Origin of the sequence: Bacillus luti, assembly GCF_009739945.1 — a bacterium.
GTDB lineage: Bacteria > Bacillota > Bacilli > Bacillales > Bacillaceae_G > Bacillus_A > Bacillus_A luti.
Window position 1 is genome coordinate 1,834,189 of the sequence record NZ_CP040336.1, and the last position, 22,685, is coordinate 1,856,873.

Annotated in this window: 18 protein-coding genes and 1 pseudogene; 15 read left to right on the plus strand and 4 right to left on the minus strand. The window is 36.4% G+C overall.

Features of this window, described 5'->3' with window-relative positions; translation table 11 throughout:
- Positions 1-2: 2 nt before the first annotated feature.
- The 4 genes from EUC40_RS09405 to EUC40_RS09420 all read left to right on the plus strand — a co-directional run bounded on the left by EUC40_RS09405 (position 3) and on the right by EUC40_RS09420 (position 4,672).
- Positions 3-935, plus strand: coding sequence for a nucleoside hydrolase (locus EUC40_RS09405; protein WP_071711408.1), 933 nt, complete (start codon positions 3-5; stop codon positions 933-935).
- A gap of 117 nt (positions 936-1,052) precedes the next feature.
- A complete protein-coding gene (locus EUC40_RS09410; protein ID WP_071711409.1) occupies positions 1,053-2,162 on the plus strand; it encodes a serine hydrolase in 1,110 nt (369 codons plus the stop codon).
- A 101-nt stretch (positions 2,163-2,263) separates the two neighbouring features.
- A complete protein-coding gene (argH, locus tag EUC40_RS09415) occupies positions 2,264-3,772 on the plus strand; it encodes an argininosuccinate lyase (RefSeq protein ID WP_156574612.1) in 1,509 nt (502 codons plus the stop codon).
- Positions 3,773-3,838: 66 nt separating this feature from the next.
- Positions 3,839-4,672 carry a GNAT family N-acetyltransferase gene (locus tag EUC40_RS09420; RefSeq protein WP_156574614.1) on the plus strand — a complete coding sequence of 278 codons (834 nt, stop codon included), beginning with the start codon at positions 3,839-3,841 and terminating at the stop codon, positions 4,670-4,672.
- A gap of 35 nt (positions 4,673-4,707) precedes the next feature.
- Here EUC40_RS09420 and EUC40_RS09425 read toward each other — a convergent pair whose 3' ends face one another.
- Positions 4,708-5,457, minus strand: coding sequence for a (S)-benzoin forming benzil reductase (locus EUC40_RS09425; protein WP_156574616.1), 750 nt, complete (start codon positions 5,455-5,457; stop codon positions 4,708-4,710).
- A gap of 116 nt (positions 5,458-5,573) precedes the next feature.
- Between EUC40_RS09425 and EUC40_RS09430 the strand changes: the two genes are divergently transcribed.
- The gene (locus EUC40_RS09430; RefSeq protein ID WP_156574619.1) at positions 5,574-13,046 is read left to right on the plus strand and encodes a DUF7507 domain-containing protein; all 7,473 of its coding nucleotides are present in this window, start codon (positions 5,574-5,576) and stop codon (positions 13,044-13,046) included.
- A 60-nt stretch (positions 13,047-13,106) separates the two neighbouring features.
- Here EUC40_RS09430 and EUC40_RS09435 read toward each other — a convergent pair.
- Positions 13,107-13,246, minus strand: a pseudogene (locus tag EUC40_RS09435) (CatB-related O-acetyltransferase); the annotation flags it as partial.
- A gap of 70 nt (positions 13,247-13,316) precedes the next feature.
- Here EUC40_RS09435 and EUC40_RS09440 point away from each other — a divergent pair.
- The 8 genes from EUC40_RS09440 to EUC40_RS09475 all read left to right on the plus strand — a co-directional run bounded on the left by EUC40_RS09440 (position 13,317) and on the right by EUC40_RS09475 (position 18,390).
- Positions 13,317-13,658 carry an ASCH domain-containing protein gene (locus tag EUC40_RS09440; protein WP_156574621.1) on the plus strand — a complete coding sequence of 114 codons (342 nt, stop codon included), beginning with the start codon at positions 13,317-13,319 and terminating at the stop codon, positions 13,656-13,658.
- Positions 13,655-14,050 carry an NUDIX hydrolase gene (locus EUC40_RS09445; protein WP_156574623.1) on the plus strand — a complete coding sequence of 132 codons (396 nt, stop codon included), beginning with the start codon at positions 13,655-13,657 and terminating at the stop codon, positions 14,048-14,050. Before EUC40_RS09440 ends, EUC40_RS09445 begins: the two co-directional genes overlap by 4 nt.
- An 86-nt stretch (positions 14,051-14,136) precedes the next feature.
- On the plus strand, positions 14,137-14,757 hold the full coding sequence (locus EUC40_RS09450) for an acetate uptake transporter (protein ID WP_000070936.1): 621 nt from the start codon (positions 14,137-14,139) through the stop codon (positions 14,755-14,757).
- Between the two features lie 140 nt (positions 14,758-14,897).
- Entirely contained in the window at positions 14,898-15,341 is a 444-nt protein-coding gene (locus tag EUC40_RS09455; protein ID WP_071711416.1) for a flavodoxin, read from the plus strand.
- A gap of 16 nt (positions 15,342-15,357) precedes the next feature.
- The gene (locus EUC40_RS09460; RefSeq protein WP_071711417.1) at positions 15,358-16,257 is read left to right on the plus strand and encodes a WD40/YVTN/BNR-like repeat-containing protein; all 900 of its coding nucleotides are present in this window, start codon (positions 15,358-15,360) and stop codon (positions 16,255-16,257) included.
- Positions 16,258-16,473: 216 nt separating this feature from the next.
- Positions 16,474-16,674, plus strand: a complete 201-nt coding sequence (gene cspB / locus EUC40_RS09465) for a cold shock-like protein CspB (RefSeq protein ID WP_001179150.1) — start codon at positions 16,474-16,476, stop codon at positions 16,672-16,674.
- 186 nt (positions 16,675-16,860) lie between these two features.
- Entirely contained in the window at positions 16,861-17,706 is an 846-nt protein-coding gene (locus tag EUC40_RS09470; protein WP_156574625.1) for an exonuclease, read from the plus strand.
- Positions 17,707-18,042: 336 nt separating this feature from the next.
- On the plus strand, positions 18,043-18,390 hold the full coding sequence (locus EUC40_RS09475; RefSeq protein ID WP_156574627.1) for a hypothetical protein: 348 nt from the start codon (positions 18,043-18,045) through the stop codon (positions 18,388-18,390).
- 301 nt (positions 18,391-18,691) lie between these two features.
- Here EUC40_RS09475 and EUC40_RS09480 read toward each other — a convergent pair whose 3' ends face one another.
- Positions 18,692-19,783, minus strand: a complete 1,092-nt coding sequence (locus EUC40_RS09480; RefSeq protein WP_000345024.1) for a DUF3900 domain-containing protein — start codon at positions 19,781-19,783, stop codon at positions 18,692-18,694.
- Between the two features lie 116 nt (positions 19,784-19,899).
- A complete protein-coding gene (locus EUC40_RS09485; RefSeq protein ID WP_156574629.1) occupies positions 19,900-20,229 on the minus strand; it encodes a hypothetical protein in 330 nt (109 codons plus the stop codon).
- A 443-nt stretch (positions 20,230-20,672) separates the two neighbouring features.
- On the opposite strand from EUC40_RS09485, the gene EUC40_RS09490 reads away from it, so the two are divergent.
- Positions 20,673-21,584 (plus strand): VanW family protein, encoded by a 912-nt coding sequence (locus EUC40_RS09490; protein WP_071711421.1) that lies wholly within the window; start codon positions 20,673-20,675, stop codon positions 21,582-21,584.
- Between the two features lie 174 nt (positions 21,585-21,758).
- On the plus strand, positions 21,759-22,667 hold the full coding sequence (locus tag EUC40_RS09495) for a VOC family protein (protein WP_156574632.1): 909 nt from the start codon (positions 21,759-21,761) through the stop codon (positions 22,665-22,667).
- Positions 22,668-22,685 lie beyond the last annotated feature (18 nt).

Genomic DNA, 22,685 nt, shown 5'->3' on the forward strand with positions numbered 1-22,685 from the left:
CGATGAAAAAAGTATTATTTTTAGGAGACCCAGGAATTGATGACTCTTTAGCCATCATGTATGGAATTATGCATCCTGATATTGATATTGTTGGTGTTGTAACGGGATATGGAAATGTAACGCAAGAAAAAGCAACGAGCAACGCGGCGTATTTATTGAAAATGGCAGGGCGAGAAGATATACCTGTTATTAATGGTGCGAAAATCCCTTTATCTGGAGATGTTACAACGTATTATCCAGAAATTCATGGGGCAGATGGATTAGGACCAATTAAACCTCCAAAAACTTTTTCACCGAACATAAAACCTTTTTGTGCTTTTTTTGATATTCTTGAAAAGTATAAGGGAGAGTTAATCATTGTTGATGCCGGCAGGTCAACGACGCTTGCGACAGCTTTTATTTTAGAAAAACCGATGATGAAGTATGTGAAAGAATATTATATAATGGGCGGTGCTTTTTTAATGCCTGGCAATGTGACACCAGTCGCAGAGGCGAATTTTCATGGTGATCCGATTGCGTCACAATTAGTTATGCAAAATGCTAAGAATGTGACATTAGTGCCACTTAATGTTACATCTGAAGCAATTATTACACCAGAAATGGTGAAATATATTACGAAACACTCTAAAACGAGTTTTAATAAGTTAATCGAGCCGATATTTACGTATTATTATAAAGCGTATAAAAAGTTAAACCCGAAAATAACAGGTAGTCCAGTACATGACGTTGTTACAATGATGGTTGCGGCGAATCCGTCTCTATTAGATTATGTATATCGTCGTGTCGACGTAGATACAGTTGGCATTGCAAAAGGAGAAAGTATTGCAGATTTCCGTCCTCAACCTGACTCAAAAGCCTTGAAAAATTGGGTGCGAATTGGTTGGTCATTACATTATAAACAATTCCTTGAGGATTTTGTGAAAATCATGACGTAGACATAATAGGAGCATACAAGTTAAAATAATGGAGATGGTTATTCAAATAACCATCTCCATTATTTTGTTTTTTAAAGATAAATAGAGAAGAGTGACACAATAGGAGAGGAATTTTACTTGAAAAAAACTATAGTATGCGCAGTGATTGTGGGTATTTTCGTTTTGCTAATATCGGGTAATTTTTTAGTGAAAACAGTTTGGAGTTCAAATAATGATGATGCACAGTATATAGCATCTTTTATTGAAGAACATAAAGATGAAAAAAATAGCGCGCTTTTAGTAAAGAGAAATGATAAAGTTGTTTATTCGGTAAATCCAAATATTGTATTGCCAGTTGCTAGTACGATGAAGTTAATAGTGGCGCTTGAATATACGAAACAAGTTACAGAAGGGAAAATTGACCCGTCTAGTTTCGTTTCCATTAATGATGTGAATCGGTATTATGTACCGAATACAGATGGTGGTGCGCAAGATAGATGGCAACGGTATTTGGAGAAAACAGGCAAGATAACTGAAGGAGCGGTTTCTTTAGAAGAAGTGGCAAAAGGAATGGTTAAGTTTAGTTCGAATGCAAATGCTGAATATTTAATGGAAGTACTAGGATTAGATAACATTAATCGAAATTTAAAAAGTTTATCGCTTCCTGCACATCAACCACTATTTCCGATTGTTTCATCTTTATACATCCCTGGATATTTGCATAAAGAACTACATGTTCCGAAATATAAAATAGAGAAAAAATTAAAAGAAATGTCTCAAGAGCAATATCGTGAGTATGCGATGATTATTCATGAACGCTTAAAACAGAAAGGACCATTATTGCAGAAGGAAATTCCTCTTTATTTGGAGGAACGTTACGACAAAATTTGGTCAGATAGATTGCCGGCTGCTTCTGCAAACGATTATATGGTACTGCTTCAAAAGGCAAATCATAAAGGTGGCCTGACAGAAGCAGAAGAAAAAGTATGGGCGAATATCGTTGAGACAGATATGAGTGCTAAGAAATATCGTAAAACATTTAGACATGCAGGACAGAAGAATGGTTATACGCCATGGACAGTTACAAAAGCAGTTTATGCGATGGATAAACGCGGGAACTGTACAGAAATAGTGTTCTTAGCAAATGATTTAAATGAGGACGACAGTGCAGAAATACGGAAACATTTAGCAAACTTACATTTCCAAGTGTTGCAAAGTGATAAGTATGATGCGACTTTTATTAAGTAAACTCGGTGCTTAAAGCGCCGAGTTTATTTTTATGTACAAGCACTTTTTCGCCATCTCTGGGTATGATGGGTAGTAATACTTAGGTGAGAGGGGGAAAGGTGATGAAACAAAGTAAAGAAGAGTTTATAAAGAGTGAAGGCGCTGATTTCCCTGGGAAAACATATGTAGATTGCGTATTACAACATGTATTTGAATTTCAGCGTAACTACTTATTGAAAGATATGTTTCAAGTGCACAAAGCGCATATTACGATGCTAACGGAAGAAAATTTAATGAAAAAGGAAGAAGCTAAAGTTATATTAAACGCACTAAAGAAGATAGAAGGAATGTCAAAAGATCAATTGCTATATACAGAGCAACATGAAGATCTCTTTTTTTTAGTAGAACATTTAATTTTTCAAGAAGCAAAATGTGATTTTGTAAGTAATATGCATATTGGTAGAAGTAGAAATGATATGGGCGTTACGATGTATCGTATGAGTTTAAGGCGATATGTGCTACGGTTAATGGAACATCATTTATTATTGCAAGAAAGTATATTGCAACTTGCAGATGATCATAAGGAAACAATTATGCCAGCTTATACACATACACAACCAGCACAGCCAACAACATTTGGTCACTATACATTAGCGATTTATGATACGATGCAAAGAGATTTAGACCGAATGAAAAGAACGTACAAACTTTTAAATCAGTCCCCGATGGGAGCAGCTGCTCTTTCTACAACAAGTTTCCCAATTAAACGAGAACGAGTTGCCCATTTACTTGGATTTACAAATGTAATCGAGAATTCATATGATGCAGTTGCTGGAGCGGATTATTTATTAGAGGTTAGCTCGTTACTTATGGTAATGATGACAAATACGAGTAGATGGATTCATGATTTATTATTATTAGCAACGAAAGAATATAATGGTATTACTGTTGCGAAGCCATATGTACAAATTAGTAGTATTATGCCGCAAAAACGAAATCCGGTTTCAATTGAGCATGCGCGTGCTATTACGAGTAGCGCTTTAGGAGAAGCATTTACAGTCTTTCAAATGATTCATAATACACCATTTGGTGACATTGTCGATACGGAAGATGACTTGCAGCCGTATTTATATAAAGGAATCGAAAAGACCATTCGTGTTTTTTGTATAATGAATGCAGTCATTCGAACGATGAAAGTAGAAGAGGAAACGTTAAAAAGTCGTTCCTATAAACATGCAATTACGATAACTGATTTTGCAGATGTTTTAACAAAAAACTATGACATTCCGTTTCGGCAAGCGCATCATGCAGCAAGTGCGATTGCAAATATGTCATTGGAGCAGAAAAAAGAGCTTCATGAATTACATTTGAAAGATGTTAATGTATACTTACAAGAAAAATTAAAAATAAATTTATTAGAAAAAGAGTGGAAAGAAATTATATCGCCAGAAGATTTTATTCAAAAGAGAAATGTATACGGTGGACCGAGTAAAAAAGAAATGGAGCGCATGATTAAAAAACGAAAAGAGTCGTTTCAAAAAGAAGAAGAGGTATTTGAAAAGGAAAAACAGAGAATTTTACAAGCTGAAAATGATTTGAATGCGTTAGTTTTGAATATTATTGAATCGTAAAAGAAGGATTTAATGAATTAATCGCCAATACTTAATTAAACTATAAATAGAGAGAAGAGATTGTCGATGATTCAATTATATGTATATGAAGAGATACTTAATTTTAAAGAAGAGGTTACACCATTTTTAGAAGAGAATGAGCAAGAAAATAATTTAATGTTAGGTGTTTTACAAGATATTACAGAAGCGGTATTTATGGGCGTAGCGAAACGAGGGGAAGAAATTGCAGTTGTATTTCTTCAAACAGGAGAGAAGATACAAATGATTGTTGCAACTTCTGAAATTTCGGGAGTTGCAATCGAAGAACTTGCAAAAGAGTTAAAGAAAGTATATCCGGATATTCCCGGATTGATCGGTAATAAAAAAGTTTTACAACAATTAGCGGAAGAGATTGCGACGTTAGAAAATAAGAAAACGAATGTTGTAATGGAGCAAGGGGTGTATGCATTAGAACAAGTTAAGCAGAAGTGGAACAAGGATGGGGTTTTTCGAGAAGTAAACAGTGATGAGCTACCATTAATAGAAAAATGGATATATCAATTTTGCGAAGATGTGAAGCTCCCAACTACACAAGAAGAAGCGGAACAAACGGCACATACATTAATCAATAATCATCATCTATTCGGTCTAGAAGTAGACGGAAAACTTGTTTCTGTAGCTGCAAAAACACGTCCAACTAAAAATAATATAACAGTTAATTTTGTGTATACGCCAAAAGAAGCGCGGAAAAATGGGTATGCATCTAGTTGTGTAGCAGCACTTAGTCAACGTATGTTAGACGAAGGGTACAAGACAACTACGTTATATACTGATTTGGCGAATCCGACATCGAATAAAATTTATCAAGAAATTGGTTATGAGCAAATTGCGGAGTCTGTGCTCATATTTTTAGAGAAGTAAAACAAAAAGGTGTGCTATTTTAGCACACCTTTTTGTTATTCATCAATTCTAATAACCTCGCCTTGAGGGAAGTCCTCAGTTTCTAGTAAGTTACGAATAGCTTTCGCAACATATTCAGGTGATAATAGTTTTCCTTCTTCTTTTAATGCAATGAAGCGGTCCAAATTTATGAAATCTTCTTTATTTGTTTCACGAATTTGTGATTGCATATTTGTATCAACAACACCAGGTGCAAAAGCGACGATTTTTACTGGATATTCTTTTTCCACTTCTTCAGTTGCTACGCACTGTGTAAACATATTTACACCAGCTTTCGTTGTACAATAAGCGCCCCAGCCAAAGTAAGGATTTTTTCCTGCACCAGATGAAATGTTAATAACGCGTTTATCTACTTTCCAGTCTTTCGTATGTTTCATAAACGTAGATGTAAGAATCATAGGTGCAAGTAAATTAATGTGAACGTTCGTAATGAATTGTTCGCTTTCAGCTTTTTCAATTGGCTTCATAGGTGCAACTGTGCCCGCATTATTAATTAAATGAACAGAGGATACATTGTCTTTTTTTATAGATGAAATGATCTCTTTAAAGTTAGTTTCTAAGTTATGTACATCTTGAAGATCTAGGGAATGAAAAATGCAATTGCTGTTATATTGTTCTGCAAGTTTAGTAAGTTCTTTATTTTCTCTTCTAGAAATAGAGATGACAGTTGTATTTTTTTCTAACAATTGCGTGGCAATAGCTTCCCCTAAACCTTGTGAAGTTCCTGTTATAATAACGTAGCGCATAGTTTTATAGACTCCTCTCATATGTGCGGAATTTTGTTGGACAACGTACATCCCATAGGTTGTCTACATTTTATAGTATAGAGCACTTTTTACTATAAATGAAATGAGATGATTGTGTGCCTTTTATAAATCGTTTTACGACAACAGTACCTGGTGCCGTCACGTTCACTGGGAATACGCTGGGGCTTAGCCCTACATCACCTGCACCAGGTAATATTTTTGGTACACTTGCTGTGTTTACGACAGTAAATACAGCATTACAAGTACCAGGATTCCCAGCAGGGACAACAGATGAATGGCAATTGAATTCTTCAAGTGCAATTTTAAATCTTCCAGCGGGAAGCAGTGTGTTATATGCAGAATTAGTTTGGGCTGGTACTTTCCGGACTGATACGGAAGATGTGTTACCATTTTTAAATGATAACATTACATTTACAACGCCAGCAGGGACGTTTTCTGTTACGCCAGATCCTGCTACCGCGCAGCAAGGTTCAGTAGGAAATCAGTTTTATTATGCTCGCTCTGCCAATGTAACGAATCTTGTTAGTGCCGGTGGGGCAGGCACATATACAACGGGTGCTGTGCCAGCTGCAAGAACTTCAGCCGATCCAACAATCAGTCGTTCAGCTGGATGGACGCTTGAGGTTGTGTATCAAAATGCAAGTTTACCACTTCGAAATTTGTCAGTATATGCAGGTCAAGAGATTATCGATGCTTCATCACCACCAGTTGATGCTACTATTTCAGGATTTGCTACGCCGGCAACAGGAGCTGTAACAGGAAGGGTGCTTGTAACTGCTCAAGAAGGTGATTCTAACATTGTTGGAGATCAACTTCGCTTTGGACCGAATGCAAATGCTACAGTTGCATTATTCGGACCGAGAAACCCTGCGAATAATTTCTTCCAGTCTCAAATTTGTAATGACATTGGAGAGTTAGATACAACCGGGACATTTGGAGATTTGAATCAGCCGTTAGGGATAGCTTTAGCTGTCCGAAGACAAGGATGGGATATTACGAATGTAGATGCCTCTGCATCATTAGTAAATAATCAAACGTCAGCAACGGTTCGATTTGTTACAAATGGAGATGGATACGCTGCAGTTGGTTTTGGTGTTCAAATTGATGCAACAGGTCCAATTATTAATCCTGTTAAATCGGTTAATAGAACAGTCGCAGGGGTAGGGGATACTCTCACTTATACGATTACGGTCCCAAATACAGGGACAGGTAGTGCAGAAAACGTTGTATTACGTGATAGTATTCCGAACGGAACGACGTTTATAGCAGGTAGTGTAACAGTAGGTGGAGTAACACAGCCGAATGCAAACCCTGCTAATGGAATTAATTTAGGTACAATCCCAAATAACACGCAAAGAATTGTTACATTTCAAGTTCGAATAACATCATTCCCGAATCCCAATCCTATTTTAAATCGTGCAATGGTGTCATATCAATTCCGTCCTTTCGTTGGTAGTCCTCCTATTACAAGTACGTCTTCTTCAAACACAGTACAAACGACAGTGAATCAAGCAACTATAAGTATGCAAAAATCTGTAGATTTACAGACGGCAACGCTTAATGATGTATTAACGTACACAGTTAATGTCACAAATAATGGAAACGTTACTGCAAACAATGTTATTTTTGTTGATAGTATACCAGCTGGAACAACATTTGTTCCAAATAGCGTTACAGTGAATGGAGTAGCACGTCCAGGAGCGAATCCAGCAAGTAGTATTAATCTAGGAAGTATTAATGCTTTGCAAACGACTGTAGTGCGCTTTCAAGTTCGAGTAACATCTAATCCTCTTGTCAATCCAATTCCCAATCGTGCAAGTGCAACATTTACCTTTACTCCAGTTCCTGGTCAACAACCAGTTTCAGGGCAAGCGACAAGTAATACTGTAGTTACGACTATCAATATAGCTGATATAAGAACGAGAAAGACTGTGGATAAAGCTTTTGCGACAGTTAATGATGTTCTTACGTACACAGTTATAATTGAAAATACAGGAAATGTATTGGCGACGAACGTTATTTTTCAAGATCCAATCCCAATTGGAACGACATTTATCGCAAATAGTGTGACTGTGGACGGGGTTTCACAACCTGGGGCAAATCCAGCGACTGGGTTTACAGTAGCTAATATATCTCCTGGCGGAAGTAGGACTGTTACATTTCAAGTACGAGTTACATCTACACCATCGGGAGGTACGATTGCGAATCGCGGAAATGTGTCTGCTAATTTCGTCGTTATTCCGAACCAGCCGCCAGTGACAATCAATAGATTAACGAATACAGTTGTGACACAAGTTAATACAGGCGGTTTAAATGTAATAAAAGAAGTGAATACAACACAAGCGGCAGTAGGCGACACTTTAACATACACAATTGCCGTTCAAAATACAGGGAATGTTCCGTTAACAAATGTGTTTTTCCAAGACACTATTTCTTCAGCTGTTTCTTTCGTCGCAAATTCTGTAACAATTAATGGAGTTTCTCAAAGTGGATTGAATCCGAATACAGGATTTTCTCTTCCCAATATTCCTGCGGCTCAAACAGTTGTAGTCACATTTGACGTATTAATTGTACAGGATCCAGAAAATGAAGATATTTTAAATCAAGCAAATGTAACAGCCAGTTTTCAAGTGAATCCGAGCGAACCGCCAGTAACGATCAATGTTCCGAGTAATGTTGTGAATACGACAGTACAATCAGGGAACTTTGAAGTTGTGAAAGCGGTGAATACGAATGTTGCAACGGTAGGGGATGTTTTAGTATATACAATTGAAATCATAAATGCAGGTAGTGTACCAGCTACAAATGTATTTTTCCAAGATTCAATTCCACAAGGGACATTATTTATTGAAAACAGCGTATTTGTTAATGGTGTTTTACAAGAAGGGGCAGATCCAGAACTTGGATTCCCATTAAATGATTTGCCTACTGGCGCGAATGTAATTGTTACGTTTGAAGTGTTAATTGATGAAATTCCCCAAGGGAATAATGTCGTAAATAATGCGAATGTCACTGGAGATTTCCTTGTAAATCCAACAGAGCCACCGATTACTGTAACAGTACCAAGTAATACTGTTATGACAGTCGTGAATTCTTCAGGGTTAAATGTAATGAAAAGTGTAAGTGCTATTGAAGCAGGAGTAGGAGATACGTTAACGTATACAGTTCGTATACAAAATAGTGGAACAGTAGCAGCAACAAATGTATCATTCCTTGATCCGATTCCTTCTGGAACAACGTTTGTAGCAAATAGTGTAACAATAAACGGGACACCTCAACCAGGTTTAAGCCCAACAACTGGATTTCCACTTGCTAATATTCCAGTAGGAGGTATGGTGACGGTCACTTTTCAAGTGACAATCACGAGTGTACCACCAAATAGAGTTCTTCCGAATAATGCGAATGTAACTGCTGATTTCCAAGTAAGTCCTCTCCAGCCACCAATTACAATTGTAACGATTAGTAATATTGTAGTGACGCGAGTGAATGTAGGATCACTTAATGTAATGAAGAGTGTTAATACACCACAAGCCGGTGTAGGAGATACGTTAACGTATACGATTCTTATTCAAAATACAGGAACTGTTCCTGCAACGAATATTGTTTTTCAAGATCCAATTCCGTCTGGTACTGCGTTTGTAGCAAATAGTGTGACGATAAATGGAGTCGTACAGCAAGGTGCGGATCCTATGGCAGGTTTCCCAGTACCAAATATTCCGGTCGGGCAAACGGCTACGATTACGTTTCAAGTTACAGTGACGAGTGTTCCGAGCGGTGGAAATGTTAGAAACCAATCGAACGTTACTGCAAGTTTTCTGATAAATCCAGCAAACCCTCCAATAACGACTGTTACAAATAGTAATTTTGTAGTGACGCAAGTAAACACAGCGCAATTAAATATACAAAAATCTTCATCTGTACAACAAGCAGCACTTGGAGAAACTTACACGTATTCCGTTATCATTCGAAATAACGGCACAGTAACAGCAACGAATGTCTCTTTCATTGATCCAATTGCTCCAGAAACAACATTTGTAGCAAATAGTGTAACGATAAATGGAACGCCTCAATCTGGATTCGATCCGAATATAGGTTTCACGCTTCCTAATATTGTGGCTGGTACATCATTGACAGTAACGTTTCAAGTGATAGTTGTTGCACCATCAACGCTTGGGGCAGTTCTAAACACAGCGTCTGCTACAGCTACTTTCTTATTGAATCCTTTACAACCACCTGTAACAACAACGAATTCAAGTAATACAACGGTAGTTACAATACCGTTACCTCCTCCTGGTGAAGTAACAGCAACTAAAACAGTTGACGTTGCAACTGGAGCGGTTGGGGATGTATTAACGTATACTGTGCTCATTTCAAACGTAGGAATTATACCAGTTACAGATGTGTTCTTCCAAGATGTCATACCAGAAGGAACGACATTTGTAGAAGATAGTGTAACGATAGGTGGGGTGCAGCAACTTGGTTTGAATCCAGAAATAGGATTTACAGTTACGCCATTATTAATTAATGGTGGAAGTATTGAGGTAAAGTTCCAAGTGACGATTACAGAAATTCCAGATAATGAAGTTATCTTAAATGATGCAGACGTCACATTTACTTCACAACCAAATCCGCAAGAACCACCGATTACGGAAACGATATTAACAAATTTGGTCGTTACGACAATTAATATAGCGTTTATTTTCCCATTGAAAATAGTAGATAAAGAAGTAGCAACTTTAGGAGAAATTTTAACTTATAATGTATTTATCTTTAATTTTGGAACAGTGGCAGCGACGAATGTTCAATTTATCGATACTACTTCCGCGGGTGTAGAATTTGTACCAGGAAGTGTGAGCATAAATGGGGTACCGGCACCAGGATTAGATCCTTTTAGTGGTTTTACAGTTCCAAATATACCTGTAGGTGATTTTGTACGTGTCACATACCAAGAGAAGGTAAAAATCATACCAGAAGGTGGGACAGTTGTTAACTTTGTAGACGTTACAGCTACATTTGCAGTAAGTGAAACAGAGCCGCCTATTACGGAAACGACAACAAGTAACACGACATTAACAGAAATAAATGAGCCTGGTTTAAATGTATTAAAATCAGTAAGTCAGCCGGTTGTGGCGGTAGGCGATACAATCACATATACAACAATAGTTCAAAATACAGGGACAGTCACAGCAACGAATGTTCAATATAGTGATGTATTACCTTCCTCTATAGCATTCGTGCCGAACAGTGTAACGATAGATGGTGTGTTACAACCTGGATTCAATCCGAATAATGGATTCCCGCTTCCAGATATAAATCCAGGTGGAAGTGTAGAAGTCACATTCCAAGTAACGGTTGTTAGTGTTCCGTCAAACGGAACAATTGCTAATACGGCAAATGTAACAGGAAGTTTTGTATTAGTACCAGGAGAACCACCAGTTATAGTAAACCAACCGAGCAATACAACACTCACAACTGTAAATAGAGGGCAATTTAATGTTATGAAACAAGTAAATAGGGCTGCCACTCTCGTTGGAGATGTATTAACGTATACGATTCAAATAACGAATACAGGAACAGTAACAGCAAATAATGTTCAGTTTATTGATACCATTTCAGCAGGAGCGTCATTTGTACCAAATAGTGTAACGATAAATGGAGCCCTGCAACCAAGTTTAAATCCGATTACTGGCTTTGGAGTTGGAGATATACCAGTTGGTGAAACGGTTATCGTGACGTTTCAAGCGACAGTTACAACCATCCCGTCATCAGGAACGATTACGAACGTTGCAAATATAACAGGAAGCTTTGTATTAGTGCCAGGAGAGCCACCAGTTGTAGTAACAGAGCCGAGTAATACGACGATAACGAGGGTAAATAGAGGACGCTTTAATGTTATAAAAACCGTGAATAAGCAAGCGACACGTTTAGGAGATACGTTAACGTATAGTGTGCAAGTTACAAATACGGGAACGGTAACAGCGACGAATGTTCAGTTTATCGATGTTCCATCACCTAGTTTAGAATTCGTTCCTGGAAGTGTACAAATAAATGGAATTCCGCAAGTAGGATTAGATCCATTTGTAGGCTTTTCATTACCGGATCTTGCTGTAGGGGATAGCGTATTAATTACATTTGAAGTAAATGTAATCGCGGTTCCGCCTTCTAGTAGCATTATGAATACAGCGAGAGTGACGGGTGATTTCGAATTGATTCCAGGAGAACCTCCGTTTACAATTACGAATTCAAGTAATACGACAGTCACACCAGTAAATAGAGGCAGTTTAGATATGCAAAAAGAAGTAGACAATTCAATTGTTGGAGTAGGAGAAACGGTAACGTATACTGTTCGTATATTAAATACTGGTACTGCTGATGCAATGAATGTTCAATTTATCGATGTACTATCTCCAGAAGCTGTTTTTGTCCCAAATAGTGTAACAATTAATGGAGTTCCGCAGCCAGGGGTAAATCCACAGGCCGGATTTACGATACCAGACATTCCGATCGGTGAGACGGTGATTGTAACATATGAAGCTACAATTACAAGTTTTCCAGATGGTGGTACAGTAGTAAACGTTGCTGGGGCATCAGCAGAGTATATTTTAGTACCAGGGGAACCACCAGTTACAGTGATGGACACGAGTAATACAGTTATTGTAACTGTAAATACTGCAATTTTGTTTGTTGCAAAGGGAGCAGATTTTGAAGTAGCGATGGTAGGTGATGTTGTCACTTACGGAATTGCTGTTATAAATGATAGTACAGTTCCTGTAACGAATATTGTTTTAACAGATATCATTGATCCAAATACGTTATTTATAAATGGCACGGTAACGGTAAATGATGTACCCCTTCCTTTTGCCAATCCGAATACTGGTATTCCGTTAGGTGATTTTCAACCAAATGATGCAGCAATTATTAATTTCCAAGTTGTCATAACAGGAGGACAAATAAATAATTTAGTTACAAATACTGCTACAGCAAGTGGGCTCGCGACTGTAAATCCTAATGAGCCACCAGTTTTAGTTGAAGGCGAAAGTAATACAGTTGTTGTCCCATTTATTCCTCAGAATGTTTCAACAACAGTTGTAAAAACAGCAGATCATCAAACAGCAACAATTGATGATGTTATTACGTTTACAATAGTTATAACGAATACGGGAGATACAGCGATACAAAATATTCGTTTTCAAGACATGTTAGATAGTAGTGTTCGATTTGTTCTGGGAAGTGTAACAGTTGATAATACGCCAGTGCCAAATGTAAGCCCAGTATCAGGATTTCTCATAGGCAGTTTAAATCCAGGTGAAGCAAGGACAGTTTCGTTCCAAGTAGTAGTTGAGAGCGCACCAAGTGGTTCGGGGAATTATATTAATCAAGCCAGTATTCGCTTTGAATATGAAGTAGGAACAGTGTTACCGCCTGTTACACAAATAACAGAAAGCAACATGGTTGTAATTCCGTTTGTTCCAACGATAGAACAAATTTGCGAAACAAATTTTCATTGTTTGGAGAAATTTCATTTTCAATGTTCTCTATGTGATCACTTGAAAATAAATAGAAAATAAATATAAAAAGGGCATCTTGAAACAATGGGATGCTCTTTTTATATGTATCGAACATGTAGATTCTTCTCTTAATGAGCAAAACGTATCTGTTTTTATTTCATTTCATCATCCAAAGAAAAAATAGTTGTACCTACTTTACTATAAGTATAATCACCAATATCATATTTACTATATTCGTTTTTTTTATATAACATGAGTATTTAGCCTTCTTTCTCAAACAAGTAATGTGAACGGTGTTAGTAGGTGGAATGAATAAAGGGAGTGGAATGTATGCAATACGAAATGGGGTTATATAATAAGCCTTTTCAATCAATTCAATCAGGAAAAAAAGTGTATGAAGTACGGTTATACGACCGAAAACGTCAACTTATAAAACAAGGTGATGAAATCGTATTTACGAACCTTACGACAGCAGAAACGATGGCTGTAAAAGTAACGAAAATAAAACGATACAAAAGTTTTAAAGTAATGTACGAACAAATTGATAAACAATTATTGGATTGTGAAAAGGATAGTTTAGAGGAAATGCTAGAAAGCACATACAAAATATATACGAAAGAGCAGGAAGAAAAGTGGGGAACAGTTGCGATCGGTATTGAGGTAATAAAGTGATAAGAAATCGCGGTGCGGCTATCATTGTGCAGGACGGAAACATTGCCCTTATTAAACGTATTCGAGAAAATGAAACGTATTATGTTTTTCCAGGCGGAGGAATTGAGGAAGGTGAAACACCTGAAGAGGCAACGAAGCGAGAGGCATATGAAGAATTAGGGATACATATAGAAGTGAGGCGCCTTATTGCAAAGGTGAAGTATAAAGGCACCGAATATTATTATGAAGCCTATATTACGGATGGATTCTTTGGAAACGGAAAAGGGGAGGAGTTTAAGCGGAAAGATAGAGGAAGCTATATTCCGTTATGGATGCCAATAAAAGAGTTGGAAAATGTGAATGTAAAACCTTACGAATTGGTCGAAAGCATATTTGATTATTATAGGATATAAGGTCTGACAACATACAAAAAAAACCATTGACATAGCCTCCTGATTTAAGTATTGTATTCGAGTATGTTTATAATCAGGAGGTTTATATGAGCAATCAAACTACTACACATCATGTGAAAATGACAACAGCAGATCCATCTGGAATTGGTCTATTTGGATTAGCAATGGTAACTCTTGTAGCATCATCTCAAAAGTTAGGTTTAACAGATGGCGTTTCACTTGTATTACCATGGGCAATCTTTTTAGGAGGATTTGCACAAATCTTTGCTTGCATTCACGATGCAAAGCATAACAATACATTTGGTACGACAGCATTTGGTGCGTACGGCCTATTTTGGTTAGGTGTTGGAATGACGTGGTTAATTCAACTTGGAGTATTTGGCGAAAAATTAGCACAAGCTGCAGATTCAAAACAGCTTGGTGTAGCCTTTATCGGATATTTGATTTTTACAATATTTATGACGATTGGTGCAATGGAAACACATAAAGTATTATTTATGATTTTCGTACTTATTGATTTCTTATTTATTGGTCTTTCATTAAGTACTTTAGGTGTTATGCCGCACGCAATGCATAATTTAGCAGCATATTCTGAACTATGTATTTCATTATTATCTTTCTATGGTTCAGCAGCAGCAGTGTTAAATACACACTTCGGAAAAGTTGTTTTACCAGTCGGAAAGCCATTTGGTATTTTTAAAAAGTAATAAAAAAAGCACAGATGTTTGTATAGACATCTGTGCTTTTTTATATGGAATAAACAAAAATAAAAAATATAATTGAAATTGATTCTCATTATTAATATAATGAGAATGAGAATCATTTATTGTTAGAGGGGGATGCCAAGGTGGCGAAAATTTTAATAGCATATGCAAGTATGTCAGGAAATACAGAGAGTATTGCTGATTTAATTAAAGTAAGTTTAGATGCTTTTGATCATGAAGTAGTATTGCAAGAGATGGAAGGCATGGATGCTGAAGAATTGTTAGCTTATGATGGAATCATTTTAGGATCTTATACGTGGGGCGATGGTGAACTACCATTTGAAGCGGAAGATTTTCATGAGGACTTAGAAAATATAGATTTAGCAGGGAAAAAAGTAGCAGTATTCGGATCAGGTGATACGGCCTATGAGCTGTTTTGTGAAGCGGTGACAATATTTGAAGAACGTCTCGTAGAACGTGGTGCAGAACTTGTACAAGAAGGATTGAAAATTGAATTAGCTCCAGAAGATGAAGAGGATATCGAAAAATGCAGTAACTTTGCAATTGCATTTGCTGAGAAGTTCTAAGAATGGGAGTGTCAACGTGGAGACAATGTTAAGTGCAACTGCTATTACAGAGTTAAGAGATGGAAAACTATTGTTAGCTACTACATATAATGGCTTATTCATTGAACAAGATGGAGAATGGAAAAAGATTTTAAATGGATTTCAAAAACGAATTCGAGATTTACATAGTGAAGGTAACGTAGTTTACGGAGTAGGAGACGAAGGCGTTTTTATTCGTAGTATGAATGGTGGAAGCGCATGGGAGGTTCGACGTTTCCCGACGAAAGCAACGAGCTGGAATGTGCGCAGTAATAAGAATGGAATAGTGGTTGCTCATGGAGATAAAACACTGTACCATTCTAATAATTTCGGCTCTACATGGGAGACCATTCATCCATTTCTTGATTACGGCAGTGATGCACCGTCTATTCGTTCGTTATTTTTATATAAACATTACTTATTTATCGGTACGAAGATACATGCTAAATATGGTGGAGTTTGGCTTTTTGATTTAGAGACACGTAAATTAAAAAGAATTAAAATAGCGAAGAATCAAATGATTTCTGCGTTGACTATATATAATTCTTATTTAGTAGCGGCAAGTGGATCATGTAAAGGAATAAGTGGAAATATTTCATTTTGTAAAATAGATGAAAGTATTGAGAGCGAAAAAACATATTGGCACACATGTCAAAGCGAGCAGAAAGCGAGTAGCTATTTAGACTTAAGTGTAGATCAAAATGTACTATATACGACTTCAACACAAAATAAGGCCGGAATTAGTACGATTTGTCGTGTGCACCTTGATGCAGGAATTGTTACAGTATGTGACTCGGTTAAAGGGCATGGTTGGCGTATTGTCAATCAAAAAGAAGGCTATGTTGTAGCTGGATCAGGTGAATCAAAAGCGATGCAGTGGAAGAAAAAAGTTATATAGCAAAAAAAACTTTGCTTTTATTATAGTGATATGATATATTATATCTAAACCATTTTACTTTTAATAATATAGAGATTTAAATGAGCTGTAACTTCCGAGGAGGATAGCAATGTTAAATCTCCTCAGGGGTTGCAGTTTTTTAATGTCTGGCTTATTATTGTAAGGTGGTTGAAAATGAATATGTACATATAGGTACATTGTAGGAGGATTTTTTTCATGCAAAACGGTAAAGTAAAATGGTTTAACTCAGAAAAAGGTTTCGGTTTCATCGAAGTTGAAGGCGGAGAAGACGTATTCGTTCATTTCTCAGCTATCCAAGGCGAAGGCTTCAAAACTTTAGAAGAAGGTCAAGAAGTTACTTTCGAAGTAGAACAAGGTAACCGTGGACCTCAAGCTACTAACGTTAACAAGAAGTAATTTTTGAAAAAAGAAGGGCTCGCCCTTCTTTTTTTTGCATTTTTATTGGTGTCCTCCTACCTATATATAATAATAAGACTGAATTTTCATTTTTTATTCGGATTATTTTTGCATAAAGTACATGAATAAATAAATACTGAAAATAGAGTATTGGTGTGAAAAGGAATTTAGAAAGAGGTAAATAAATTGAAAAACGCTACACATTTTATTGTGTTTGATATAGAGAGAAATTTCAGGCCGTATAAGTCAGAAGATCCGTCAGAGATAGTTGATATCGGAGCTGTAAAAATAGAAATAGGTACAATGAAGATAATTGAAGAATTTTCGGAGTTAGTGAAACCGAGTGCAAGATTAACTCGTCATACAACAAAATTAACTGGAATTACAAAAAAGGATTTAATTGGTGTGGAAAAATTCCCGCAAATTATAGAGAGATTTATTCAGTTTATCGGAGAAGATTCTATATTTGTTACATGGGGAAAAGAAGATTATCGCTTTCTATCTCATGATTGTACGTTACACGGTGTAGAATGCCCATGTATGAAAAAAGAGAGAAAATTTGATTTGCAGAAATTTGTTTTCCAAGCGTACGAAGAATTATTTGAGCATACACCAAGTTTACAATTCGCAGTAGAGCAGCTCGGTTTAATATGGGAAGGGAAACAGCACCGAGCTTTAGCAGATGCTGAGAATACAGCAAATATACTTCTTAAAGTATATAGTGAGAGAGATATTACTAAACGATATAAAAGACATGGTGAACTTGAACTTGTAGAGAACGGAAAACTAACAGAAAAAGCGAAAAAAAAGATGCGAAAATGGGTATTTAAAGAAATGAGAAAAAATACAGAGCGTCCTTTCGTTTGGAGTACATTTGAAAGTAGTGACACATGGGAAAGTATAACGGAAAGATACTATATAAGTGAATCTACAATAGAACTTCTGAAAAAGCATTTTCGTACGGCGGTTAGAAAAGCGGAAAGACAGATTAGGTATTTGACTGAGATGGAGGAGAATGCAGAGGTTAAATGACATTCTCCTCTATTTCTAGCTACATAAATTTAACGTCATTGTATTGATGGATGAATAAAATATTTATATTAAATAGTAATTGATTTGTTGTGATTGGACCATTACAATTGCTTTAAAAATTAAGGTGCTGTAAAGATTTTAAGATATAATAAGAGTCCATAGCGATGCAAGAGGAGAGAGTTAAATAGAAGCAATCTTTAACAGTTTTTGCTTTTATTACACCTTCTATAGCGAAGAAGAAAAATTGGGAAAAGCCTAATATCTCTTTAAATCGTGGTGTATTAAAGATTAAAATCGAAGAGTAAGGTAAGAGTTTTACACGAGGGAGATGTGATAATGATAGACTTGGATATCAAAGATGTCACAGTACAGATGGAATTAAACGGAGTCTTTTGGAATGAAGATAAAATTGCTGAAATGACGGTGACTACAAAAGAAGAACATTCTTTTATTCTTCGTCTAGTAGTTGACTTAGAAAGTAAAACGATTCGTGTGATGAAAGCCGAAATAGTGAATGGGTTCTGCCCTCTGTGCAAACAGAAAAGGGATAAATGTAGTGAACTTAATGACCTGCAAAACAAAATGGATATTTTAGAAGAAGTTTACGATTGGGTGAGAGAGCATCCGGAATATCGTTTTCAATTATCTTTTTACGAGTATAATAAATTTGAGGTAGTTAAGTGAAATTTTCATTGTAACAACATACATAGTGATTAAAAGAAAAAACATCAAAAGCTTATAGAAGGACGTGGAAAAATACAAATATTGAAGCAAATATTTGTATTTAAAATAAGCTTGTACAACAAGGAAGGAATCTAATTGATCCTGCAACCAATGTTATCTTGGAGCAAAAATAAGCATATTTTGTTATAAAGTAGAAAAACCGATTCTTAGTAGAATCGGTTTTTAATATAAATGTCAACTGTTTCCTAAATAAAAGAGCACTTGTTCATAGCGCTCAGTAAAAATAGTTAAATGGAAGAATTTATTCAATCCCGTTCGGATCATAAGAATACTGCTGCTTATTCTCAATCCGCTCAATCACATCTTGTAACTCATCTGGCTTCAGAAACTCAATTGGAGAGAATCCCTTCTCAAATGTAAGTGTGTCAGCCTCAATCATTAATACGTATCGGTCATTTACCTTTGCGATATGTATTTGATCCCCGAAATCAGCAAGTAGTGCCTTCACAGAGATATGATCTGCTTTTAACTTTAATTCCACTTCAGGAGCATGCTCGACGATTTGAGCAGTCGCTTCCATTACTTCTTCGGTTGAAAACTGTTCCATAATTTCGCGTTTCGGACTAGCAGCCCATACTTCCATCGCTTGGTCGAATTGTTCGCGTTCTTCCGTACCTTCTTCAAATACATCTTCAATTTGGTCGTATACCATGTCCATTACTTGTGTTTTCATAATTTCAGGCATAGAGCGTTCATACTCGACGAATTTTAAGAAGTCTTCAAAATAGCGGGCATGTGATGCTTGGTGTATTTTTAGTTCGCCTACTTCAACCATACCTTCTTCAGGCATGTACGGATATTGGATAGATTTCATGTTTTTTGTTGTGATGGCCATTTCAACGTTACGAATCAGTGTTGATTCATCTGAAATGGAAGCGACTTTCGGTTCGAAGTCACATTTCATTACGAAAACGAATGGATCATCAAAGTATTTGCGTAGTTTTGCCTGCGCGATTAAAAACACACCACCACGTACAGCACTTGTGTCAAGATATGTATAAACGAGAGGTTCGCTCATATCTTTGAAGTTTTCTTTCGTTTCTGCAAAGCGAATGCGATTAAAAAGGTTGTAATGAGGGTTTGAATCAAGTTCGTGCCCTTCTTCTACAATAAAGCGACCGATTTTTGTTGGGGCTTGTTCTGTTTTCGCGTGACGTTCTACTTTTCGCTTTGATATTTTTAATAATTCACCATTCAAAAATTCTTTTAAAGAGCTATCTTCATATTCTTCAGCGTCTAAAGTTTGAAAATGTTTATAGCGTTTATCAACTGCTTCACCTTTTCCTTCTACTTGTACTACATAAAAGGAAAGAAAATTTATTTCAAAATCCATATTTATCACCTTGTTTCATTTCGTTAACTCTTATCAGTATAGAGATGGAGAAAACTTTAGTCAATTTATAGAAGGAAGGAGGAGTCCCTTCCTTCATATATTTTTTATTTTTGAAATTAAAATCCGTCGTCTAGTGCTGAAAATGGAATGTTCAATCTGTTTTCTACTGTACGTAAACGCTGATTTAAGCGGTTTAATCTACGTGTATGACGCTCAACAGTATTTTCTAGTTGACGTACTCTTTGTTCAAGTTCATTTACTCGTCGTTCTAGTTGACGGTTTCCAGTGCCAGGGAAAGAGATTGGAATTTGAAATTGTCGATTTTGTTCATATGGATTCGCTTGCTCTGCTTGATCTATATAAGATTGGTATTGTGCTTGTAAGTCATATTGTGGTTGTTGATACGCATATTGATTATATGGATCGTATGGATTGTAGGGATACATAATAACATCCTCCATTTCTTTAAATTAGGTTAAATTCATCATAATGTATGTGCGAAAGCGGAGCGGCGACACGGCAAATACCCATATATGCAGAAAGGGAAGGGGGATATACTTATGGAGAATGGCTAAAAATGTTGAATTCGTATAATAGTTACAGGCTTATGTGGTTGCGTAAAGAGGTAAAACAATAGTGTGTTTCATTTGTATTTCACTTAGTAAATGGTATATACTGGATGGAGGTAGTTTGCATAAAAGTTACAATGTTATTAAACTCGAAAATTAATATAAATATGTATAGACATTTACAAAAGAAAAGAGTAACTTAAATAGAGTAAAAAATAGCTTGTAACAATTTATAAATATATTGTAAAATGATTGTAACAAAACATACATACAAATGAAATAATACATAAGAGTGATGTTAGGAAAAAGGGGAGAGTATATTGTTCCGTAAAATAAAGGGTATATTGGTTGGGGTATTATGTGTAGCTGTAGTAAGTGGTTGCGGTACGAAAGTAAGTGATGTTGCATTAGTAAGCGATATTGGCGGACACACTGTAGAAGCTAAAGCAGAAGTGCAGGATTCTATTAGTTTAGTTGACGGTCGTACTGGTACTGAAGTGAAAAAATTAGATTTATCGAGTTTAGGTTATTTTGAAGATGAAGCAAAATTTAAAAAATCGGTAACAAAGGTTGCTAGCGAAGTTGGGAAAAGCGTTGACAAAAAGATGGTTCCTTCACGTATAGCTCCTGATGGAAGTTGGCAAGAAGGAAAGCCTTCTTATGAATTAATGGAAAAAGAATTAGTAGATAAGTTATTGAACGTTGGTATGTGGGATTCTTCATACCAGTTGCCAATTACTGAGAAAAAGCCTACCGCAACACTTAGTGATGGGCAAGGAAGTGGTACTGTAGTTGGTAGATATGAAACGAATTTAGGTGGCTCAACAGGTGGTCGAATTGAAAACATTCGTTTATCTGCAGCGAGCATAAACGGAGTTGTATTAGCAAAAGGAGACCGTTTCTCTTTTAATGCATTAATCGGAGATACGACACCAGACAAAGGGTATCAATTAGGAAAAGAAATAGTAGATGGTAAATTAGTAGATGGATATGGCGGTGGTGTTTGTCAAACTTCATCAACTTTATATAACGCAGCGGATCAAGCTGGTTTGAAAATGGTAGAGAGAACGACACACTCTAAAACAGTAGGTTATGTTCCACAAGGAAGAGATGCTACAATTGCATATCCATATTTAGACTTAGTATTCGAAAATACGAATGACGCACCTGTGAAGCTTTATATGGGCATTCAGGGTGGTAAGTTAGTTGCCGAAGTACATAAAATGAGATAAGAGTTATAAAGTCACTTTTTCTGAAAGTTAGAAGAGGTGGCTTTTTTATTATGAAAATAGAAGTATGTATAAATTCTGACTTTTCTTATTTACATAGGATGATTTTGGTTGTATTCTTCATAGTAACGGTTATATGTAATGAGGAAATATTGGGATAAGGAGAGGAAGTTATTTATGGTACAAATTCATCCGAAAACACGTATTGGTCATGTGGAATTTAAAGTGAAAGATTTAAATCGTCAAATTGCTTTCTATGAGAATGTGGTAGGGTTAGAAGTAATTAAACAAGAGGGGAATAAAGCGCATTTAGCTGGAAAAGGTGGTAAGAATACGTTACTTGTTCTTGAAAAGTTAGAGGATGGGGTACTGCAAGAACCACGTACAACGGGTATATATCATGTTGCTTTTTTAGTTCCAACTCGTGAAGATTTTGCTTCGGCACTATTTGGGGTTATTCGCAATAAAAAGGTAATTGACAGTCCGGCTGAGCAAGAAGGACGTTATACATATTCAAATGAAATTTTACCAATTTCAAGGTTTAATAGTGCAAGTGATCATACGTATAGCGAAGCATTTTATTTACAAGATCTAGAAGGAAATGGTATTGAAATTTATGCTGATCGTCCGCGTGATCAATGGGGAGAAGGGCCAGGAGGAAGTACGCCACTGGATTTAAAAGAACTGGCAACACTCGTTGATTATGAGTTTGATGGATTACCTGCAGATACTGTCGTTGGACACGTACATTTACGAATAGTTGATGTAGAGAAATCACATGAGTTTTATGTAGAAACAGTAGGATTTGAAGTGCAGCAGCGTGAAGAAGATTGCTTATTCATTTCTGCAGGAGGATATCATCACCATATCGGTGCAAATACGTGGAATGGAGTAAATAATCCGCACCCACCGACTCATGCAACTGGACTTAAGGTATATACAATTGTATTACCGCATAAAGAAGCGTTAGATGAAGTGAAAGAAAGATTAGTAGAAAAACAGCATGAAATAAATGAAATTTCAAATGGATTTACAGTAGTAGATCCAAGCGATATTACAGTTCAGTTTGAAATAGAAGTAGTATAAAAGAAGCCAGAAAGTGTG

Coding starts and splice junctions, on each gene's coding strand:
- EUC40_RS09405 (WP_071711408.1), top strand. CDS start 3: ATGAAAAAAGTATTATTTTTAGGAGACCCAGGAATTGATGACTCTTTA.
- argH (WP_156574612.1), top strand. CDS start 2,264: ATGAAACAAAGTAAAGAAGAGTTTATAAAGAGTGAAGGCGCTGATTTC.
- EUC40_RS09420 (WP_156574614.1), top strand. CDS start 3,839: ATGATTCAATTATATGTATATGAAGAGATACTTAATTTTAAAGAAGAG.
- EUC40_RS09425 (WP_156574616.1), bottom strand. CDS start 5,457: ATGCGCTACGTTATTATAACAGGAACTTCACAAGGTTTAGGGGAAGCT.
- EUC40_RS09440 (WP_156574621.1), top strand. CDS start 13,317: ATGCAATACGAAATGGGGTTATATAATAAGCCTTTTCAATCAATTCAA.
- EUC40_RS09450 (WP_000070936.1), top strand. CDS start 14,137: ATGAGCAATCAAACTACTACACATCATGTGAAAATGACAACAGCAGAT.
- cspB (WP_001179150.1), top strand. CDS start 16,474: ATGCAAAACGGTAAAGTAAAATGGTTTAACTCAGAAAAAGGTTTCGGT.
- EUC40_RS09475 (WP_156574627.1), top strand. CDS start 18,043: ATGATAGACTTGGATATCAAAGATGTCACAGTACAGATGGAATTAAAC.
- EUC40_RS09480 (WP_000345024.1), bottom strand. CDS start 19,783: ATGGATTTTGAAATAAATTTTCTTTCCTTTTATGTAGTACAAGTAGAA.
- EUC40_RS09485 (WP_156574629.1), bottom strand. CDS start 20,229: ATGTATCCCTACAATCCATACGATCCATATAATCAATATGCGTATCAA.
- EUC40_RS09495 (WP_156574632.1), top strand. CDS start 21,759: ATGGTACAAATTCATCCGAAAACACGTATTGGTCATGTGGAATTTAAA.